17 protein-coding genes are annotated in these 19636 nt (G+C 62.6%); 6 read left to right on the forward strand and 11 right to left on the reverse strand.

The features are described 5' to 3' along the window. Nucleotides 1-125: 125 nt before the first annotated feature. The 4 genes from AC1DXM_RS03000 to AC1DXM_RS03015 form a co-directional block, all read right to left on the reverse strand. The gene (locus tag AC1DXM_RS03000) at nt 126-1403 is read right to left on the reverse strand and encodes an ABC transporter substrate-binding protein (protein ID WP_477231683.1); all 1278 of its coding nucleotides are present in this window, start codon (nt 1401-1403) and stop codon (nt 126-128) included. 26 nt (nt 1404-1429) lie between these two features. Beyond that, nucleotides 1430-2626: a PLP-dependent transferase gene (locus tag AC1DXM_RS03005; RefSeq protein WP_477231684.1), complete on the reverse strand. Its 1197-nt coding sequence runs from the start codon at nt 2624-2626 to the stop codon at nt 1430-1432. Continuing rightward, a complete protein-coding gene (locus tag AC1DXM_RS03010; RefSeq protein WP_477231685.1) occupies nt 2623-3357 on the reverse strand; it encodes a FadR/GntR family transcriptional regulator in 735 nt (244 codons plus the stop codon). Before AC1DXM_RS03010 ends, AC1DXM_RS03005 begins: the two co-directional genes overlap by 4 nt. Nucleotides 3358-3479: 122 nt before the next feature. Further along, complete coding sequence (locus tag AC1DXM_RS03015) at nt 3480-4187, reverse strand: DJ-1/PfpI family protein (RefSeq protein WP_477231686.1); 708 nt, start codon at nt 4185-4187, stop codon at nt 3480-3482. 87 nt (nt 4188-4274) lie between these two features. On the opposite strand from AC1DXM_RS03015, the gene AC1DXM_RS03020 reads away from it, so the two are divergent. Then, nucleotides 4275-5222 carry a GlxA family transcriptional regulator gene (locus AC1DXM_RS03020; protein WP_477231687.1) on the forward strand — a complete coding sequence of 316 codons (948 nt, stop codon included), beginning with the start codon at nt 4275-4277 and terminating at the stop codon, nt 5220-5222. A 50-nt stretch (nt 5223-5272) separates the two neighbouring features. Here the strand turns inward: AC1DXM_RS03020 and AC1DXM_RS03025 are convergent, their stop codons facing one another. The 4 genes from AC1DXM_RS03025 to AC1DXM_RS03040 all read right to left on the reverse strand — a co-directional run bounded on the left by AC1DXM_RS03025 (nt 5273) and on the right by AC1DXM_RS03040 (nt 9610). Continuing rightward, nucleotides 5273-6052, reverse strand: coding sequence for an SDR family oxidoreductase (locus AC1DXM_RS03025; RefSeq protein WP_477231688.1), 780 nt, complete (start codon nt 6050-6052; stop codon nt 5273-5275). 24 nt (nt 6053-6076) lie between these two features. Next, complete coding sequence (gene araH / locus AC1DXM_RS03030) at nt 6077-7027, reverse strand: L-arabinose ABC transporter permease AraH (RefSeq protein WP_477231689.1); 951 nt, start codon at nt 7025-7027, stop codon at nt 6077-6079. An 11-nt stretch (nt 7028-7038) separates the two neighbouring features. Next, nucleotides 7039-8550, reverse strand: a complete 1512-nt coding sequence (gene araG / locus AC1DXM_RS03035; protein WP_477231690.1) for an L-arabinose ABC transporter ATP-binding protein AraG — start codon at nt 8548-8550, stop codon at nt 7039-7041. A gap of 70 nt (nt 8551-8620) precedes the next feature. Next, nucleotides 8621-9610 (reverse strand): arabinose ABC transporter substrate-binding protein, encoded by a 990-nt coding sequence (locus AC1DXM_RS03040; RefSeq protein WP_477231691.1) that lies wholly within the window; start codon nt 9608-9610, stop codon nt 8621-8623. Between the two features lie 259 nt (nt 9611-9869). Here AC1DXM_RS03040 and AC1DXM_RS03045 point away from each other — a divergent pair, with 259 nt between their 5' ends. Together AC1DXM_RS03045 and dgoD are read left to right on the forward strand one after the other, a co-directional pair. Then, nucleotides 9870-10559 (forward strand): FadR/GntR family transcriptional regulator, encoded by a 690-nt coding sequence (locus tag AC1DXM_RS03045; protein WP_477231962.1) that lies wholly within the window; start codon nt 9870-9872, stop codon nt 10557-10559. Nucleotides 10560-10570: 11 nt separating this feature from the next. Then, entirely contained in the window at nt 10571-11719 is a 1149-nt protein-coding gene (gene dgoD / locus AC1DXM_RS03050) for a galactonate dehydratase (protein ID WP_477231692.1), read from the forward strand. Between the two features lie 39 nt (nt 11720-11758). On the opposite strand, the gene AC1DXM_RS03055 is transcribed toward dgoD, so the two are convergent. Both AC1DXM_RS03055 and AC1DXM_RS03060 read right to left on the reverse strand, forming a co-directional pair. Continuing rightward, nucleotides 11759-12565: a family 1 encapsulin nanocompartment shell protein gene (locus AC1DXM_RS03055; protein ID WP_477231693.1), complete on the reverse strand. Its 807-nt coding sequence runs from the start codon at nt 12563-12565 to the stop codon at nt 11759-11761. Next, nucleotides 12562-13614, reverse strand: a complete 1053-nt coding sequence (locus AC1DXM_RS03060; RefSeq protein WP_477231963.1) for a Dyp-type peroxidase — start codon at nt 13612-13614, stop codon at nt 12562-12564. Before AC1DXM_RS03060 ends, AC1DXM_RS03055 begins: the two co-directional genes overlap by 4 nt. A gap of 637 nt (nt 13615-14251) precedes the next feature. Here AC1DXM_RS03060 and AC1DXM_RS03065 point away from each other — a divergent pair. After that, entirely contained in the window at nt 14252-15277 is a 1026-nt protein-coding gene (locus AC1DXM_RS03065; RefSeq protein WP_477231694.1) for a WecB/TagA/CpsF family glycosyltransferase, read from the forward strand. Further along, nucleotides 15274-16500, forward strand: a complete 1227-nt coding sequence (locus AC1DXM_RS03070; protein ID WP_477231695.1) for an FAD-dependent oxidoreductase — start codon at nt 15274-15276, stop codon at nt 16498-16500. Before AC1DXM_RS03065 ends, AC1DXM_RS03070 begins: the two co-directional genes overlap by 4 nt. A gap of 195 nt (nt 16501-16695) precedes the next feature. On the opposite strand, the gene AC1DXM_RS03075 is transcribed toward AC1DXM_RS03070, so the two are convergent. Next, nucleotides 16696-17844 (reverse strand): GNAT family N-acetyltransferase, encoded by a 1149-nt coding sequence (locus AC1DXM_RS03075; protein WP_477231696.1) that lies wholly within the window; start codon nt 17842-17844, stop codon nt 16696-16698. Nucleotides 17845-18103: 259 nt separating this feature from the next. On the opposite strand from AC1DXM_RS03075, the gene AC1DXM_RS03080 reads away from it, so the two are divergent. Beyond that, nucleotides 18104-19606, forward strand: coding sequence for a glucosamine inositolphosphorylceramide transferase family protein (locus tag AC1DXM_RS03080; RefSeq protein ID WP_477231697.1), 1503 nt, complete (start codon nt 18104-18106; stop codon nt 19604-19606). Nucleotides 19607-19636: the final 30 nt, after the last annotated feature.

Consider the following 19636-nt stretch of genomic DNA (forward strand, 5'->3'; position numbering starts at 1 on the left):
CTGCAGCGCAGCTGCGGCGGAGGACGGGCAGGCAGATGAGGGGCAGCGCCAGCCTTGGGGTGCTTGCACAGCCCCTCATCCCGCCTTCTCCCTGTAAACGGGGAGAAGGAAGAAGAAGGCGGCGCCTACTTTTTATTCTTGGCCAGCCAGTCCTGCTGTTCCTTGGTCAGGAACGCAGCCCATTGATCGGCAACGTCCTTGGCCGACTTCTGGCCGAGCAGCACTTCCTGGAAATTCTTGATCGCCACCTGGTCGACGAAGTTGCCGAGGTTCTCCAGATGCGTCGGCGGAGTCACCATTTCATATTTGGAAGTGTCGCTGAGCTCGGTGAACCAGCCCTTGAACTGCTCGGTCTTGAAATGGGCGTCCTGGTCGGCGCCGTTGTGGATCGGCACGACGCCGACTTCCTTGGCCCATTCCAGATTGTCCTTGGGCGACAACAGCGTCGCCATCAGTTTCCAGGCATCGTCCTTGTGCTGCGAATTGGCAAACATCGCCCAGCCGGCATAGCCCAGCGTCGGATAGGACTTGCCGCTCGGTCCGACCGGCAGCGGCGCCACGGCAAAATCGTCGGCGCTCATCTTGTCGGCAATGCCGATCAGCGCATCCGGATCCTGGTTGAGCATGGCGCAGGTGCCGGAATAGAAGCCGGTGACCGTTTCGTTGAAGCCCCAGCTCACCGCATCCTTCGGCGCCAGCCCATCCTTGTACATGTCGGCCAGCATCTGCAGGCCCTTGACCGAGCCTTCCTCATTGATGGTCGAGGTGCCGTCCTCGTTGAAGTAGCCGCCCTTGCCCTGAGCGATGTTCATGAACATGTGCATGCCGTTGAAGGCGCCCGGGCCGCCGCGCAAGCAATAGCCGTACTTGCCCGGAATGGCGGAGATCTTCTTGGAGTCGGCGATGAATTCGTCGAGCGTCGCCGGCGGGCCGTCGAGGCCGGCTTCCTTGAACAGCTTCTTGTTCCAGAACAGCGCGTTCACATAGTAGCCGTAGGGGATCATGAACTGGGTGTTGTTGACGGTCGAGCCGAACTGCTTGGCGCGGTCGCCGAGCGTCTTGGCGTCGTCCCATTTGGCCATGTAGGGGCCGAGGTCCTCGAGCTGGCCGTTGGTGGCGTAGAGGCCCATCCAGCGCTCCGGCATCTCGACGATGTCGGGGGTATCGCCGGCCTGCACCATGGTGAGGAATTTCTCGAACGCCTGGCCCCAGGGCAGCGAGACCACCTCAACCTTGACGCCCGCATTGGCGGCCTCGAACTCGGCGATCTGCTTCTTCAGGAATTCGGTGCGCTGCGGGCTGGTGATGACCTCGACCAGCTTGAGTGTGGTGTCGGCCAGCGCGCCGCTGGCGGAAATTGCCAGCCCGGCAGCTGTGGCAAGCATGACTGTCAGTCTTTTCATGTTCAGAACTCCCATTTTGAACCCAGCTATTTTTTTGCTTTGTCGAAGGCCTGGGCGATGTCGGCCCAGAGGTCCTCGACGCTTTCCAATCCGACATTGAAGCGGATGGTTCGGGGGCTGACGCCGAAGCGCGCCATCGAATTCAGACCCGGCGTCTGCTCGAGCGAGGCCTTTGCCGGCACGACCAGGCTTTCATGGCCGCCCCAGCTGACGCCGATGCGGAAGAATTTCAGCGCATCGACGAAAACCGGAATGTCGACATCCTCCGTCACCTCGAAGGAGAACAGCCCGGCATAGCCTGCAAGCGTCTTCTTGCCGGGATGGTTGGAATAGGCGGGATGATTGACCCGCTCGACCTTGTCATGCGCCTTCAGTCGCTCGGCAATGGTGAGCCCGCCCTTCATGTGATGCGGCAGCCTCAACGGCAGCGTGCGCAGGCCGCGCAGCAGAAGCCAGCCCTCGAAGGGCGACAGCTTGGCGCCGAGTTGGGAATAGGTCTGGTCGTTGATGTGCTTGATGTGGGCGGCCGAGCCCGCCACCACGCCGGCGACGGTGTCGCTGTGGCCGCCGAGATATTTGGAGGCCGAGTGTAGCACCAGGTCGACGCCGTGCAGGATCGGTTTCTGGAACACCGGCGTCGCCCAGGAATTGTCGATGGTGGTGACGATGCCCTGTTCTTTCGCCAGCCGCGCCAGATGCGTGATGTCCTGCAGCTCGAACATCATCGAGGTCGGGCTTTCCAGATAAAGCAGTTTCGCGCCGGGAAGTGCTGCCGCGACCGCATCCGGATCGGAACCGTCGACATAGTCGACCTTGATGTTCAGGCGCGGGAACAGCCGCTCGAACAGCCGGTAGGCGTCGCCATAGCAGTTGCGCACGGCGACGATGCGCTCGCCGGCGCCGACGAAGGCAAGCAGCGTGGAGCTGATTGCCGCCATGCCGCTGGAGAACCCGCGCGCGGCTTCCGCACCTTCAAGGGCTGCAACGCGTGACTCGAACTCCATCACCGTCGGATTGTCGCCGCGGGAATAGATCGGCTGCTTGCGGCGGCCGGCAAAGGTGTCGGCCATCTCGGCATAGCTGCCGAAGGTGAACAGCGAGGTCTGGTAGATCGGCGGCACCACGGCATTGCCGGGAAACGGATCGTCATGCGCCAGGAGCGTCGCCGCCTCGGCGAGATAGTCGCTGCCGGAAATGCCTGGGTCGAAGCTGTGCTCGTTCATTTGCGGTCCGCAAGTTTGAGGTTGGCCGCGCCGCGCTTCAGGTCGTCCTCGACGGTAGCGATCAGCTTCAGCGCCTCGGCCCGGGCGCCTTCCGGATCGTGCGCGGCGATGCAGTTGAACATGGTGCGGTGGTAGGGAAAGCTGGCATGGCCGAAATCGCGCACGCCGAGCGGATGTTCCCAGAAGCGGTGGAACAGCTCGTGCATGGCGGCGATGATCTGCTCGAACAGCGGATTGCCGCAGGCGCGGTAGATCGCCTGATGGAATTCCCAGTCCTCTTCCGACGACATGCCGGCCCGGTTGAGAAACTCCTCCTCCATGATGTCGAGCTTGCGCTCGATCTCGGCGAGATCGTCCTCGTCGGCACGGACGGCGCAAAGCGCGGCGGCTTCCGCTTCGAGCGCGCGGCGGATTTCCAGCGTGCGCATCAGGCCGGTGAAGTCATTGCCGCCGGCGAGTGTCAGCGGCATGTGCAGCATGTCGAGCGAGACGGCGGCCTTGAGATAGGTGCCCGAGCCCTGCCGGCGCTCGACCAGGCCAAGCCCTTCCCAGCGCGTCAGCGCCTCGCGCACGGTGTTGCGGCTGACCTTGAGGCGCTCAGCGAGGATGCGTTCGGTCGGCAGTTTTTCACCGGGTTCCAGCTTTTCGCGCATGACAAAGCCGGCCAACGCCTTCAGCACCGCATCGTCGCGGGCCGTCGTCTGGATCGGCGGAAGGCTGAATTCGGTCACGCCTGTGCAAACTCAAAGTGGTTCAATGGTCCAACCAATTTCTGCACAGACGAAGAGACGTGTCAACCGTTGAAACGCAGTCGGGCCGAAGGCCAGAGATATGCGCCTTCGGCCCTGCCGCTTCAGCCGTGGATGCGCGCCGGCGCAGCGGCCGCGCGAGCCTTGCGCCAACGAGCGAACATTTCCTCGCGAACCCGTCTCGAACCGGAGAGGCGCTCCTTTGCCTGCGCCAGCACTGCAGGTGAAGCCTCGGCAGGTGTGCCCGAGCGGAAAGGAGGCGCCGGCGCATATTCGAGCGAAAGCTGCACGATCTCGGCCTCCTCCTGCCCGAGCAGTCTCGCAACCAGCGCCAGCCCGAAATCGATCCCGGAAGTAACGCCTCCGGCGGTGATGAGCTTGCCGTCCTCCACGATACGCTCGTCAACGGGGATCGCCCCGAACTCCTCAAGGAAATCATGCGCGTACCAGTGCGTGGTCGCCCGCTTGCCCCTGAGCAGCCCGGCCGCGCCGAGCACCAGGGCGCCGCTGCACACCGAGGTGATGTAGCGCACCTGCGCCGCGCGCTCCCACACGAAATCGAGGACTGTCTGGTCCTCCAACAGCGCGTTGACGCCGCCTCCGCCTGGAATGCACAGCACGTCGAGCGGCGGGCAATCGTCGAAGGTCGCCGTTGGCGTAAGGGACAGCCGTGTCGAGGACATCACCGGGTTGCGATCCTTCCAGATCAATTCCACTTCCGCGCCCTTGGCCGTTGCCAGGACTTCGTAGGGACCGGTGAGGTCGAGCTGCTGGACGTTGGGGAATACGAGGATGCCGAAACGCAGGGGCATGGAAATCTCCGTGGGTTGACTTCAGGCAATTTACGGCATCATGCTTTGGCACGATTGCCATTCATCCCTCGTTTCAGGCCAAACCCGATGCGCCGTATCGAAGTGCTTGCTTATCCCGACATCCAGCTCCTCGATGTCAGTGGACCGCTTCAGGTCTTTGCCAGCGCCAACGACTTCAAGAGGCAGGCCGGCGAACCGATGCCCTACGAGGTCGTGGTCGTCGCAGCCTCGCGGCGGATCCGAACATCGGCCGGGCTCGTGCTGGAGACCGCGGCGCTGCCGACACACGGAGGTGAGATCGATACGTTGATCGTGCCCGGTGGATGGGGCGTCAACGCGGCCTGCGACGATCCCGTGCTGGTCCAGTGGATCGCCGGCCGCTCACGCGATGCCATGCGAACCGCCTCGGTCTGCAGCGGCGCCATGCTGCTGGCGCAGGCGGGCCTCCTCGACGGCCGTCGCGCCGTGACCCACTGGGGACGTTGCGCGGAGTTCGCCCGGCGCTTTCCGGCAGTCCGCCTCGAACCCGATCCGATCTTCATCCGCGACGGCAATGTCTGGACATCGGCTGGCGTAACGGCGGGGATCGATCTCGCCCTCTCCCTCGTCGAGGCAGACCTTGGCCGGCATACAGCGCTTGCGGTGGCGCGCGAGTTGGTGGTCTTCCTGAAACGCCCCGGCGGCCAGGCGCAATTCAGCCAGACCCTCAAGCTGCAGCAAGGCGATGGGCGCTTCGACCGGCTGCATGGCTGGATCCTCGAAAACCTGGCCGGCGACCTGTCGCTGGCGCAGTTGGCCGACCACGCCAATATGAGCCCGCGCAGTTTCTCGCGGCGCTATCGCGAGGCCACCGGCCGGACACCCGCCCGCGCGATCGAGGAAATCCGCATCGAGGCGGCGCGACGGATGCTGGAGCGGGGCCAACCCGTCAACCAGACGGCACGCCGCTGCGGTTTCGGCTCGGAAGAAACGATGCGGCGCGGTTTCCTGCGCGTGCTGGGCACCAACCCGCGCGCCTATCGCGAGCGTTTCTGATCGCAATTGCTCGCGCCATCTGCGATCGTCTCTTGGTTATTTCCCAGCGTTCAGGCGGGATGCTGCAGCTGGCTGAGCCCGCCATCGACGACGAGGGTCGCCGCGTTCATGAACGGGCACTCGTCGGAAATCATGAACACAGCGGCCAGCGCGATTTCGCGCGCCGAGGCGATGCGGCCGCCGGGATGCAGCGCCAACGTTCTGGCGCGCGCCGCCGCCGGGTCGGCGAAGCTGTTCCAATAGTCGGTCGCCTTCTGCGTCTCGACATAGCCCGGCGCCAGCGCATTCACGCGCACGCCCTGCGCCGCATATTCGAGCGCCAGCGATTTGGTCAGCCCAAGCAGCGCGTGCTTGGCGACGGGATAGGGAAACGTGTGCGGAATGATGGTGAAGCTGTGCGTCGAGGCGATGTTGAGGATCGCGCCGCCACCGCCTGCGATCATCCCCGGCAGCACCGCCTTGGCGCAGTTCCATGCTCCTTTGACGTTGACGTCGAAATTGCGGTTCCACTCCTCCTCAGTCGCCTCGAGCGGCGTCGAGAACACATTCATCCCGGCATTGTTGATCAGCGCGTTGATCGGCCCGATTGCATCGACTGCTTGTCTAACCGCTGCGGCAATCGCGGCCCCGTCGCTGATGTCAGCTGCAACGTGCCCGACATGCCCCCGGGGCGCGGCAAGACCGGCGACCGTCTTGTTGAGCAGCGCACCGTCGCGGTCGACCAGGAACAGCTTTGCTCCCTCGGCCAGGCAGGCTTGTGCAATGGCAAGCCCGATGCCTTGCGCGGCGCCGGTCAGGAAGATGCGTTTGCCGGACAGGCGCTCAGCCATCGCTGTCACTCCCCTGGAAGATGGTCAGCGCCGGCCCAGTGCCGACGAACGCAGATTGTCGAGCAGCACGGCGAGCAGCAGGATCACGCCTCGCACAATGTACTGGTAGAAGGCCGGGATGTTGAGCAGGTTCATGGCGTTCTCTGCAATGCCCATGATCAGCACGCCGACGATGACGCCCGACATGGTGGCGCGGCCGCCGGCGAGCGAGACGCCGCCGAGCACGCAGGCCGAAATGACCGAAAGCTCGAGCCCGACCGCCGCATTGGGCTGGCCCGAGGTGATGCGCGAGGCCAGAAGGATGCCGGCAATACCGCAGACCACGCCCTGCAGCGCAAAAATCCAGATGCGCGTCCAGTCGACATTGACGCCGGCAAGGCGCGAGGCCTCGGGATTGCCGCCAATGGCCAACGTGTTCTTGCCGAAAACGGTGCGGTTGAGCACGAAGCCGAAGACGCAGAACAGCACGGCCAATACCCAGACCGGAGTCGGAATGCCGAGCAGCTTCGAGAGTGCCAGCTGGTAGAAATCCGGGCTGTTGATGCCGACGGCGCGGCCGTCGGATGCAATCAGCGCGAAGCCGCGCACGATCTGCATGGTGGCAAGCGTCGTGATCAGCGCGTTGATGCGGAATTTGGCGATGACGACGCCATTGATGAAGCCGACAAAGGCACCGCAGGCGATCGCCGCCAGCAAGCCGAGCAGGATCGAGCCGGTATAATTCGACGCCATCACCGCGACCATGCCGGCAAAGGCGACGATGGAGCCGACCGACAGGTCGAAGTCGCGCGCTGCGAGGCAGAACATCATGGTGCAGGCGACGATGCCGACGGTGACCACCGACTGCAGCAGGCCGAGCATGTTGCGGTCGGTGAGAAAGTTGGGCACCAGCAGCGACACCAGCGCGAAAGCGACGATGAAGATGACGACGAGGCCCTGTTCGCCGAGCAGGATTTTCTTCAACTGATCGGTCATGGCAAATGTCCTCAGGACGCGATCGCGTCGGGTGTTTTCTGATCGGGAAGAGCGGCGGCCAGGATCGCCTTTTCGGCGAACTGGTCGCGCGTAAGTTCGGCGCTGATGCGTCCGCCGCACATCACCAGGATGTGGTCGCAAATGCCCATCACCTCGGGCAGTTCGGACGAGACCACGACGATCGCCATGCCGTCCTCGGCAAGCTGGTAGAGCAGCTCATAGATTTCTGCTTTGGCGCCGACATCGATGCCGCGCGTCGGCTCATCGACGATGAGCACCCGCACACCCTGCTCCGATAGCCAGCGACCCAGGATGACCTTCTGTTGGTTGCCGCCGGACAGGTTGATGATGTCCTGCTTGCGCGACGGCGTGCGCACCTTGAGCTTCTTGATAAAAGTCTCGGCGGTGGCGATCTCGCTGGCGCGGTTCAGCACACCGAAACGCGTGTGATGGCGCCGCGACGAGATGTTGATGTTCTCCTCGATCGAGCGGCCCTGGATGATGCCGTCATGCTTGCGGTCTTCCGAGCACAGCACGATGCCGGCGCGGATCGCGTCATGCGGATCGGCGGCATGGACGATTTTGCCGTCGACACTGATGGTGCCGCCCGAGCGCGGGTCGGCGCCAAACACCAGCCGCATCAGCTCAGAGCGCCCCGCCCCGATCAGGCCGAAGAAACCGACGATCTCGCCGGCCCGCGCCTCGAAGCTTGCCGGCGTCTTCAGTTTTGAACCGGAGAGAGCGTCGACCTTCAGCCGAACATTGCCGGATGCGCGCGGACGAAAACCCCAGATATCAGAAATTTCGCGGCCGACCATTTCGGCGACGACCTGGTCGCGCGTGACATCCTTCAGCGATGCGTGATGCGCCGCAAGCTTGCCGTCGCGCAGCACAGTCAGGCTGTCGCAGAGGCGGAACACTTCGTCCAGCCGATGCGAGACATAGATGATGACCTTGCCCTCGCCGCGCAGCCGGTCGATCAGGGCAAACAGGATTTCGCTTTCGCGCGACGACAGCGACGAGGTCGGCTCGTCCAGCGCGATGACACGCGCATCGAGCATGATCGCCTTGGCGATCTCGACCATCTGGCGCTCGCCGATCGACAGCGTCTTGACCTTGCGGCTGATGTCGATGTCGATGCCCGCCGATTTCAGCTTGGCGCCGACATCGTCTCGCATCCTGGCGCGGGCGATGATGCCGGCGCTGGCGGGAAAACGGCCGAGGCTGAGATTTTCGGCAACGGTGAGTTCCGGCACCAGCTGCAATTCCTGGTGGATGACGATGACGCCATTGTCGAAGGCGTCCCTTGTCGATGAATAGGCCTGGACCTTGCCGTCGATGCGGATTTCGCCCTCGTCGGCATGCTGATCGCCGGACAGGATCTTGATCAGCGTGGATTTGCCGGCACCGTTCTCACCCATCAGGCCATGCACGGCGCCCTTGTCGACGCCGAACGAGACGTCCGACAGCGCCTTGACGCCCGGATAGGTCTTGGTGATGTGCAAGAAATCGAGAAAGGACACTGGCGTCGATCCTTCTGCGTGATGCCAAACAGGCGGCGGGATGAGCCGCCGCCTGTTTGTACAGGGAGGATTATTCGATGCCGAGACCCTGGCGGACCTTCTGGTAGTCGTCGCGCTTGGCGAGCGCACCGGCGGTCAGGATCAGCTTCTCCGGTTCCTTGTTGTTGGCGACCCAGTCATACATGTTGAGCGCCGTCTCGTAGCCATGCCGCTTCGGCGAGATGATCACCGTGCCGACAAAGCCGGTGGCGGTCGGCTTCTTGAACTCATTGATCGCCGAATCCGCGCCACCGATGCCGACGCCGATCATGCCGTCAGCCGGAATGCCGACGCTTTCGGAGGCACGCACGGCGCCCAGCACCGCTTCGTCGTTGAGGCCGAAGGAGACCCACTTCTTGATGTCGGCATGGGCATTGAGCACCACCGTTGCAGCATTGAGCGCTGCCTCGGTGTCTGTCTTGGCCTGCGGCGCATCAAAGATATTCTCGGCCTTGAAGCCGTTCGCCTTGAGCACCGAGATGGCGCCTTCGACACGGTCGACGGCGGTCGGCAGCTGGTCATAGGAGACGCGGATGGCGCCGACCTCATCGGCCTTCCAGCCGCGCGCCTTCATTTCGTCGACGATCGCCTGGCCGACGGCCTCGCCGATCTTGGTCGCCGAAATGCCCATATGCGGCACGTCTTCCAGCGCCTTGCCATCGGCGCCGACCAGGCGGTCATCGACGGTCATCAGCTTGAGATTGTTGGCGGCCGCTTTGGCGACGATGCCGGGGCCGAGCTTCACGTCCGGTGTGCAGACGATGAACCCCTGCGCGCCCTGCGCGCCGAGATTGTCGATCGCCGACATCAGCTTCTCACCGTCCTCGGCGCCGATCTTGACCAAGGTAAAACCCTTTTCCTTGGCAGCCTGGTCAGCGAATTTCCATTCGTCCTGGAACCACGGCTCTTCCGGCTGTTTGACGATGAAACCGATCTTGGTGTCCTGAGCATATGCAGCGATTGTCGTGACGGACAGCACGGCAAGGGCGCCCGCGACGAGCGCGGTCTTTAAAAGTCGCATGATTACCTCCCAGCGATAGGCCGGGCGCTCAGGCCCGGGTGCTGGAGTCTCTAATTGTTTTTATCATACTCGTCAATTGATCTGGTATGATAATTAAGCTACATGCTCAGACAAGGGATCGCTGGCGCAAATCATCCGCATCCGGTAAGGCCGGACCGGTTGTGCGAGATCAGCGGTTTCGCCGCCTTGGAGGAGGGCTGAGGTGACCGAGACGTCTAAAAAGCTACAGGGCGACACGCCCACCCGCCGTCCGCGCGTTATGCCCGATGTGACCAAGGCGCTTGCCTCCGACATCTTTTCCGGGCGCTATCCAGCCGGCTCGTCCCTACCGACCGAAAACGAACTCGGCGTCGAATACGGCGTCAGCCGCACCGTCATCCGCGAGGCGCTGAAGGTCCTGGCCGCCAAGGGGCTGGTGCTGTCGCGGCCGCGCATCGGCACAGTTGTATGTGAACAGGACAACTGGAACATCATCGACCCGCAAGTGCTGGCCTGGCACGCGCCGCATGCGCTGGACGACAAGCTGTTCGACGCAATCCTGGAAACCCGCCGCGCAATCGAACCGCTGGTCGCCGAACTCGCCGCCACGCGCGCGACGCTGCAGGAGATCGCAGACCTCGAAGCGGCATGGCGCGGCATGGCCGATGCCGGCGAGGACCCCGCCACCTTCTCGCGCTCCGACGTTGTCTTCCATCAGATCGTCTATGCCGCGAGCCACAACCCGATCTTCCGCCAGATCGGAAATCTGATCGACACCGGCCTGAAATTCTCGCTGGAGGCGTCGGCGACGATTTCGCTCGAACGGCGCATGGAAGCGGTTGCGGCGCATCGCGAAGTCGTCGAGGCGCTGCGCATGCGCGATGCCCCTGCGGCGCGCGCCGCGGCAAGCAAAATCCTCGACCTTGCGGCGCGCGACCTCACCAGCGCCAAGAAACTCAAGAACAACTGAGACGTATCAGCATGAAAATCATCTCGCTCACCACCTACATCGTTCCGCCGCGCTGGCTGTTCCTGAAGATCGAGACCGATGCCGGCGTCACCGGTTGGGGCGAGCCGGTCGTCGAAGGCCGGGCGCTGACCGTCGAGGCAGCGGTCAAGGAGCTTGGCGACTACCTCATCGGCAAGGACCCACGCCTGATCGAGGACCATTGGACGGTGATGCATCGCGGCGGCTTCTACCGTGGCGGGCCGATCCTGATGAGCGCCATTGCCGGCATCGATCAGGCGCTGTGGGACATCAAGGGCAAGGCGCTCGGCGTTCCCGTGCATGAACTGCTCGGCGGCAAATTGCGCGACAGCATCAAGGTCTATTCCTGGATCGGTGGCGACCGGCCGGCGGAAGTGGCTGATGGCGCCAGGGAAGTCGTTTCACGAGGCTTCCTGGCGCTGAAGATGAACGGCACCGAGGAACTGCAGATCGTCGACAGCCACGACAAGATCGATGCAGCCGTCGAACGTGTCGCCATGGTGCGCGAAGCGGTCGGCCCCAACATCGGCATCGCCGTCGATTTCCACGGCCGCGTCCACCGGCCGATGGCGCGCATGCTGGTCAAGGAGTTGGAGCCGTACCGGCTGATGTTCATCGAGGAACCGGTGCTCAGCGAAAACCGCGATGCCCTGAAGGAGATCGCCGCACTCGGCTCGACGCCGATCGCGCTCGGCGAGCGGCTCTACAGCCGCTGGGACTTCAAGTCGGTGTTCGAGCAAGGCGCCGTCGACATCATCCAGCCCGACCTGTCGCATGCCGGCGGCATCACTGAATGCCGCAAGATCGCGGCGATGGCCGAAGCCTATGACATTGCGGTCGCGCCGCACTGTCCACTTGGGCCGATCGCGCTCGCCGCCTGCCTGCAGCTCGATGCCGTCAGCTACAACTGTTTCATCCAGGAGCAGAGCCTCGGCATCCACTATAACGCCGCCAACGACCTGCTCGACTATGCCGCCAACAAGGACGTCTTCCGCTACGAGGACGGCTATGTCGCCATCCCCGATGGGCCCGGCCTCGGGGTCGAAATCGACGAGGAGTATGTCAAGGAGCGGGCCAAGGAAGGCCACCGCTGGCGCAACCCGATCTGGCGCCACAAGGACGGCTCCTTCGCCGAGTGGTAGCCCGGCCGCTCTTGCGGTCAAGCCGTTACGACTTCGCGTTCACTTTCGCGGCGGTGCCAGCGTGACGCAGGCCTCTGAGGTGAGCAGCCGGAAGGTGAATGTCTCCTGCAGATAAAGCTCGACGCTCGTGCTGGAATGCGAGAGGTAGCCGATCGACAAGTCCTGGCCGATATCGAGCTCGAAATCGCCGCCGCGCGTCGAGAGCACGAACCCACCTTCAATGGCTGGCGCCCAGATGATGCCGCCATCGACCATGCGCTCGATATGATGGAAGACCGGGTAACCCTCGTCGCTGCCGCCGCTGACGGCCGTGTAGGCCGCAGCACCCAGCACCAGCGCATAGGGACCGTTGACGCCGGCGAGCCGCAACTGGCTGACCGCCTGGGCAACTGCTTCCGGATAGGCCATCACATTGGCCGGCAGCGCCACCACCGGATTGCTGGTGCCTTCCCGAATGCCCTGGATACCGGCGGCGGCGTAGCCGTCGAACACCGAGCGATCCTCGGCAAAAGCGATCTTGCGCGCCGCTTCCTTCACCGCGGACCAATCTGAATCCGTGGCGCCTCGGTCGACATCGTCGATCGCCTGGCGTGTCAGTTCGAAGGGAACCCGCAACTCGACCAGCGCCTTGACCTCGCGCTGTGTCGATTGAACCCCCTCGCCTGGCGTCGCGATCGGCTTGGTATGGCCGGTGCCAACGGACGAAAGCTCAAAACCCTTCGGGCCGACGACATCGACGACGCGCCGCGCCGCCAGATGTCGCTTGAGGGTGCGCGATGCCTCGTCCTCGATCTGCGCCCAAGCGCCGTCGGAAATGGGAGCGAGTTCCCGATAAAGAGTGTTCATGTCTGCCTCACATCCTTGAGAGATCCGATACCGAGTGAACCATCGCGCGGGCGCGACTGGGTTTGATCCGTCGCCTCGGTTTGGGCCGCGGGCGGAGCGGTAGCCGCATCCGCCGCAACACCGTCAAGAAAAGTCGCCGACGGCACGAAAAACAGTGTGCCCGTCACCGCGCGGCTGAAGTCGAGCAGCCGGTCGTAATTGCCCGGCGGCCGGCCGATGAACATGTTCTCCAGCATCTGTTCGATGCGCCGCGGCGAGCGGGCATAACCGATGAAATAGGTGCCGAACTCGCCCTTGCCGGCATCGCCGAACGGCATGTTGTCGCGCAGGATTTCCAGCTCCTCGCCATCCTCGGTGATCGACGTCAGCGCATTGTGTGCCGATGCCGGCTTCACCGCATCGTCCAGTTCGATGTCGGAAAGCTTGGTTCGGCCGATGATCTTCTCCTGCTCCGCCACCGGCACCTCGTTCCAGCGCACCAGATCGTGCAGGTATTTCTGCACGATGACGTAGCTGCCGCCGGCAAAACCAGGATCCTCGTCGCCGATGATGGTGGCGTCGATCGCGCCCTGATCCACCGGGTTCTCGGTGCCATCTACGAAACCGATCAGATCGCGGTTGTCGAAATAGTTGAAGCCCTGCACCTCGTCCGTCGTGGCGACGGCGCTACCAAGCCGCGCCATGATCTGCGTCGCCAGTTCGAAGCAGAGGTCCATTCGCGCCGCACGGATATGAAACAGCATGTCGCCCGGCGTCGAAACAGCATGATGCTGGCCGCGGATCTCGCGGAACGGATGCAGATCCCTAGGCTTTGGGGTTGCGAACAACCGGTCCCACGCGTCGGAGCCAATTGCCATCACACAGGACAACCCGCCCTCGAGGCCGCGAAAACCGACCGCTCGCTTGAGCGCGGATAGATCGGCACACAGGCCGCGTGCGGTCGCGTCGTGTTCGGGGCCGGGTTTGAGCGTAACGACAAGAAAAATCGCGGCCCGCGTCAAGAGGGCGACGACCGGTTGCGAAACAACGGCTGGCAAACTGAACTCCATGCTTGATCCGTTCGGTATCCTCTGACGCGGTGCCTGAATCAAGCAGCATCTTACCCAGGTTGGTTCACAGGATTTGGCGCTTGCGCCTGCCCTCGACGATACGGTATTCCCGCCGCAATGGGCATCCCTCCAAGCGATAGGTCGGAAGGATTTTTGATCCGACTGCCTCACGATGCGCCTGCCCTTCGATTACCGGTACCGCGGGCAGGTCCGACAGGGCGAAGCGGGTTATGAAAAGCAGCGGCGTCGAATTGTCGACGCATGGCACGAGAACGATGCCTGCAAGTAAATGCAACCAGAACAACCTAGTTTTACTAGAAGCGGTTGCTTGAAAACATCGGATCGGTTGATGCTTTTGACATCCAATCCAAAGCAATCGCTATCAATGGAACATGACGGAAATCCGGTTCTCATCGACCTTTTCTTGGCGCAGGCCGCGTCGACATTTCCATGTCGTCCGGCGGCCGCGCAGGCGTTCGCAACGCCAAACTTCCCGCCACCCTGCAATCGAATTATGCAGGCCGACAAAATGCAAAGATCGCGTTGATCCAATTGGATTTTTTGCTGCAGGTCCAAAAAACAAACTCGACCTGAAATGGTTCGTTCTTCGCGATTTTGACAACGCTTCGCTGCGGCGATGCAACACATTGATTTATCTGTCAATTTTATGAAAAGTTTACCCGTTAACTACCTATTAACGTATCGCTTAACTTTCCCCTCGTTTTACTTAGAATACTTCGAAATGGGTACTTCCACGATGCGCGACGTTTCAAAAAAGTCTCAAGAGGGTAAGAGCGCGATCCGCGAAGCGGATGCGCGGCGCCCCGAGGCGTCCGCAGCAGGTGAGGCTTCCCATCCCCGCTCGCTTGGCGAGACCCCATCCGCAGGCGTGACAACCGGCGCGCAGCTTCCCACCTTGCCGACGGTTGTGCTTGGCGGCTTGCCGATCACCGTGATCGACCGGCAAGACGCCGCCCGGCTGATGATCGCGTCGGCGCGCGGGCATCTGCCCAACACCCGTCCCTATTATTTCACCTCCGCCAATGGCGATGTCATCGCCCAGGTGGGGCAGAACACGGAGGTCGCCGGGCTATTTCGCCAGGCCGACCAGATCTTCGCCGATGGCCAGCCGCTGGTTTTCGCCTCGCGCCTGCTGTGCAGCGTGCAGCTGCCCGAGCGGGTCGCCACCACTGACCTGTTCCATGATGTGGCCAAGCTCGCCGAACAGGAAGGCACGACGTTCTACCTGCTGGGTGCGACGGAGGCGGAGAACAACAAGGCTGTCGCTCGCATCAGCGCCAAATACCCTCGCCTGCGCATCGCCGGCAATTGTCACGGCTTTCTCGCCGGCCAGGCGCTTGAAAGGAAACTCGACGAGATCAACGCGCTTGCGCCCGACATATTGTGGCTGGGCCTCGGCGTGCCGCGCGAGCAGATCTTTATCCGCGATTATGCATCGCGGCTCCACAATGTCGGCCTGATCAAGACGTCGGGCGGGCTTTTCGACCATATCGCCGGCAAGGTCCGGCGCGCCCCGCTATGGGTGCAGAAGGCTGGCTTCGAATGGCTCTGGCGTGTGATGATGGAGCCGCGCCGGCTTTTCTGGCGCTACTTCACCACCAGTCCCCGCGCCGTCTACGCCCTATTGAGGTATTCCAAATGACTGCCGAGCACCGCCACAGTCCGCTGCCCGAAGGGACCGATGCCGAGATCGCCATCGTCGGCGCCGGACTTTCCGGCACCATTGCGGCGAATGTGCTCGCACGGGCCGGTTACAGCGTCATCCTGATCGATCGCCATTCGGTCTTTCCCAGGGAATTCCGTGTCGAGAAAGTCGCCGGCGACCAGATTGAAAAACTGCGCCGGCTTGGCCTTCTGGACAGGCTTTCGACCGCGGCCGTGGCCTTCGACGACATCGTCAACATTCGCAGGGGGCGTGTCCTCGACCGCACGCATGCGCGCCACTACGGCATTTTCTACGATGACCTCGTAGCTGCCATGCGGGCCGAACTGCCCGAAAACGTTCGCTTCATCTCCGGCCGCGTCAACGGGCTGGAGACAGGAGCGGAACGCCAGCGCGTGTCGATCCTCGATCATCACGACGTGACGGCGCGGCTGCTCGTACTGGCCACCGGCATGGGCGACATTCTGAAGCGTGACGTCGGCATCGAGCGCCACTTCGTTCACCAGAAGCAGTCGCTGACCTTCGGCTTCAATCTGCGCCCGGTGGGAATAAGCGCCTTCAAGCACGCGGCCGTCACCTACTACGGCGAGCGGGTCTCCGACGGCATCGACTACCTGACCCTGTTTCCCGCCGCCGACGTCACGCGCGCCAATCTGTTCGTCTTCCGCGATCACCGTGATCCCTGGGTGAAGGCGCTGCGCGAACGTCCACGGGAAACGCTCATCGAAACACTGCCGGGGCTGGTTAAGACATTCGGCGATTTCGAAGTCATCAACCGTGTCGACAGCTGGCTCACCGACATCACCGTGGCGCAGAACTGTGTGCGCGACGGTATCGTTTTGATCGGCGATGCCTACCAGACCTCTTGTCCGGCCGCCGGAACCGGCGTCAGCCGGCTGCTCACCGATGTCGAACGGTTGTGCACGGTGCATGTACCGCAGTGGATGGCTTCGCCCGGCATGACCGCGGCCAAGATCACAACATTCTACGACGATCCGGTAAAGCAGGCGATGGACGAACACGGCCTGCATATGGCTGATTTTCGCCGCAGCCTGACCATCGACACGGACCTGCGCTGGCGCGCACGCCGACAGCTTCATTTCAGCCGCCGCCGCGTCATGCAGAGGATCGACACTCTAAGCCCCGCTTTCGCCGCCAGGCTGCGGAGTTTCAGAAAGCCAGGCATAGAAGCCACGACCTGAAACGGCTCTATCTTTGTTTTTACGCGATTCCGCGGCGAAAGCGCTAACGCGCTTTCCCGCGAAAAACCGCTTCACCCTTTTCCTGTAATTGTTCTAGAGCAATTCCAGGAAAAGTGTGAGCGGGTTTTCCGTCCGGAATTGCGTAAAAACAAAGACATAGAGCGGTTCGCCGTTTCCGTGAAACGGCGAAACGCTCTAGGAGCCGGCCGCCTCGTCGCTGGGCGCCTGCGGCAGCACGGTACGGCCGGACTTGGGCTTCTTGCCATGCGACCCGACCAGCCGCCGCGCCAGCACCTTGGCCGCCGGTAGTTTCTCGACGGTCATGTGCGCGGCATAGCCGAGCGGACTGCCGGCCCTGAAAATCTGCCACATCGGCGATGGCCGGCCACCAAAGGTAATCTTGTAGGGTTCGTCGCCAATCGTGAAGTCGAGCGAATGGTCGCCACGCTCGATGCAGTCGCGGGCGATCTGTTCGAACATCAGGCTGCCGATCGACTGCTTCCTGTAACCCGCCTCGTCAAAGCCGCCGAGAATGACCAGCAGCGAGCCACGATGTGCGAGACCGAGCGCGCCGGCGATCGCCCGATCGTCCATCCAGAACGTGTAGGTACGGGCAAAACCGCCACATCCCTCGGCCGCCACGGCCATATAGAACTCGAAATAGGACGGCGACTGCAACAGGTCGGCCGGGCCGTCGCTGCCGTCGAAACGTTTGCCGCGGTATAATTTGAGCGCATCGAATGTCGTCCGGATGGCGTCGATACTATCCGAACATTCAAAACGCGCCTGGCCCATCCGGCCGAGTTGCCGCGACTTCTTGTCGAGCTCCTTGCGATAGGAATTGTCGAGCTGATGTTCGCGCCACGCCGCGAATGTCGTCTCGAGCTTGCTGGAATAGGCGCTCATGCCCATGCTTTCACGCTTGTCGATGCCAAACAGGCGCTCGATTGGCAGCGAGCGGTCGGCCAACTTGCCGATGCGCAGCAGATCATAGGGCTTCAGATGTTTTTGGATAGCGGCCACAGTTCGGCCGTCTGACACGATACGCGAAAACGTCTCCTCGTCGGCGACCGGCGATATGTAGTCGGAAACACGCATGTCGGCGAATTCCACGACCTTCAGCAGCGTGTAGCGACGCCTGACCAACGGCAGGACCATCGCCAGTCTTCCGCCTGTGCGCACGACAATGATCAGCGGCGTGGCCGCACCATGCCCGACGATCTTCTCGTACAGCAAGGCGAGCCAAATGGGGTGCTGAAAAGCGGTCGCGGCCGAGTTGGCGAAAAGCTCGGCATATTCCTTCGAACGAAAATCGAACGAATCCTCGACTGTGACTTCAAACATGTATGGTCCGAACCGGCTGGGCATGGTCTATCGACGCTGTCTTGCGTTCCACGTCAAGGTCAACCACATGGAATGTTCGAAACTTGGTATATGCGGGGCCTCAAACGCTGATTGCATATCTGCCGTCAATCCAGCATTGCGCGGCTGCCCGGCAGGATTGGTCAAGTTCTTCCCGTAAAGCGAATGGCCAGACTTGCAAGTAACCGCAAGGTAAGTTTTTTCAGTCAGTCATTTGTTTGTACCGGTCATTTCTCTTCAAATGTCCAGGCCGGGTCCCGATACAATCGCGAACTGGTACGACATGCTGGCGATCGACGTCATTGTTCCGCAATCTACCCCGCGCCTGTGGCAGAAGATTGTCATCGAGCAACTGCGATTGGACGGCCACGATGTCGCCGTGCTGCAGCAGCCGGGAACGGCAGGCTGGCCAGGGTCGGCCAAAGCCGCTTTTGCTTTCGAACAGCGCCTGTTTCGGCGCCGCCGTCCCAATCTGGCCACGGCGCTGAACGAGATTCCGGTCCAGCCGGCCGGCCGGCCCGCAGCACTCAGACTGGACCTTGCCGGCAATGCGCCGCGATCCGATGTCCCAACCATTGGCATCCTGTTCGACGGATCTCGGTCCGATCTTGCAGTGGCGACAGTGCTCGCGGCCGGAAAGTTGCCTGTGATCGATGCCGTCCTTGATGGAAAAGTGGTCGGCCGGGCGCGGCCGATGGTGGACAAGCGGGAATCGGTGGCGCTCGGAACGGAAGATGTGCTTGCACGCGCCATTACCCTGATCGTCTCGATCGCCAAGGCTTTTGCCGACGACCGGCCCTTGCAGAACGAACCGTCGTCTGAAGCCCGCAGCGGTCCGGCAATGCAATTCCTGCCCGCCTATCTCGGTTCGGCGCTGCCGCGGCTTGGCCGTGAAATCATCCGGCGCGTCAGCTATCGCCACGCGCATTGGCGGGTCGGCTACCGCTTTGCCGATAGCCCCGGCGTCGTGGAAACCGGCAGGCTGGGCAGCGGCTGGTCGGTGCTGTCCGACCCCGGCGACCATTTCTACGCCGATCCGTTCCCGTTCGAATGGCAGGGCCAGTCGTTCCTGTTCGTCGAGGACTATCCCCATGCCACCGGCAAGGCTGTCATCTCGGTCGTTGCGTTCGGTGCCAACGGCGTTCCGGAGGCGCCGCGGGTGGTTCTGGAGGAACCGCACCACCTCTCCTATCCCCAGGTGTTCGAGCGTGATGGGGCAGTCTGGATGCTTCCCGAAGCCAGCGCCAGCGGCAAGCTCACCCTCTATCGCGCGTCAGCTTTCCCGGATCGCTGGACCGCCGAGACCGTTTTGGTCGAGGGCGAGATTTCCGACGCAACGCTGCTCGAACATGACGGGCAGCTCTGGCTGTTCGCCACCGACCGCGACGGCTACGGCAGCACCTCCGACACGCTGGTGGTGTTTTCGGCTCCTGCCCTCACCGGCCCCTGGACGCCACATGCCGGCAACCCGATCCTGATCGACCATCGCATGGCGCGTCCGGGTGGCGCTTTCGTACACAGCCGCGACGGCCGTATCGTTCTTCCCGTACAGGACGGAACGCTCGGCTATGGCGGTGGCCTCGGCCTGTCCGAACTGTTGCAACTCGACCGGCAGACGGTGCGGCTTTCAGCACCCCGGCCGATCGTCGCCGATGGCGACTGGCCATACCCGAAGATCCACACTTTCAACCGGGCCGGCAGGCTGGAAGTGATTGACGGGATCGCGGCGGTGCGGAGGCGCTAAAGCAATTCCAGGAAAAGTGTGAGCGGTTTT

Source organism: Mesorhizobium sp. P3_A2 (genome assembly GCF_056403115.1).

Coding starts and splice junctions, on each gene's coding strand:
- AC1DXM_RS03015 (WP_477231686.1), bottom strand. CDS start 4,187: ATGCCCCTGCGTTTCGGCATCCTCGTATTCCCCAACGTCCAGCAGCTC.
- AC1DXM_RS03040 (WP_477231691.1), bottom strand. CDS start 9,610: ATGCGACTTTTAAAGACCGCGCTCGTCGCGGGCGCCCTTGCCGTGCTG.
- AC1DXM_RS03080 (WP_477231697.1), top strand. CDS start 18,104: ATGTCCAGGCCGGGTCCCGATACAATCGCGAACTGGTACGACATGCTG.
- AC1DXM_RS03060 (WP_477231963.1), bottom strand. CDS start 13,614: ATGGAGTTCAGTTTGCCAGCCGTTGTTTCGCAACCGGTCGTCGCCCTC.
- AC1DXM_RS03020 (WP_477231687.1), top strand. CDS start 4,275: ATGCGCCGTATCGAAGTGCTTGCTTATCCCGACATCCAGCTCCTCGAT.
- AC1DXM_RS03005 (WP_477231684.1), bottom strand. CDS start 2,626: ATGAACGAGCACAGCTTCGACCCAGGCATTTCCGGCAGCGACTATCTC.
- araH (WP_477231689.1), bottom strand. CDS start 7,027: ATGACCGATCAGTTGAAGAAAATCCTGCTCGGCGAACAGGGCCTCGTC.
- AC1DXM_RS03045 (WP_477231962.1), top strand. CDS start 9,870: ATGCCCGATGTGACCAAGGCGCTTGCCTCCGACATCTTTTCCGGGCGC.
- AC1DXM_RS03000 (WP_477231683.1), bottom strand. CDS start 1,403: ATGAAAAGACTGACAGTCATGCTTGCCACAGCTGCCGGGCTGGCAATT.
- dgoD (WP_477231692.1), top strand. CDS start 10,571: ATGAAAATCATCTCGCTCACCACCTACATCGTTCCGCCGCGCTGGCTG.
- AC1DXM_RS03075 (WP_477231696.1), bottom strand. CDS start 17,844: ATGTTTGAAGTCACAGTCGAGGATTCGTTCGATTTTCGTTCGAAGGAA.
- AC1DXM_RS03070 (WP_477231695.1), top strand. CDS start 15,274: ATGACTGCCGAGCACCGCCACAGTCCGCTGCCCGAAGGGACCGATGCC.
- AC1DXM_RS03065 (WP_477231694.1), top strand. CDS start 14,252: ATGCAACACATTGATTTATCTGTCAATTTTATGAAAAGTTTACCCGTT.
- AC1DXM_RS03025 (WP_477231688.1), bottom strand. CDS start 6,052: ATGGCTGAGCGCCTGTCCGGCAAACGCATCTTCCTGACCGGCGCCGCG.
- AC1DXM_RS03055 (WP_477231693.1), bottom strand. CDS start 12,565: ATGAACACTCTTTATCGGGAACTCGCTCCCATTTCCGACGGCGCTTGG.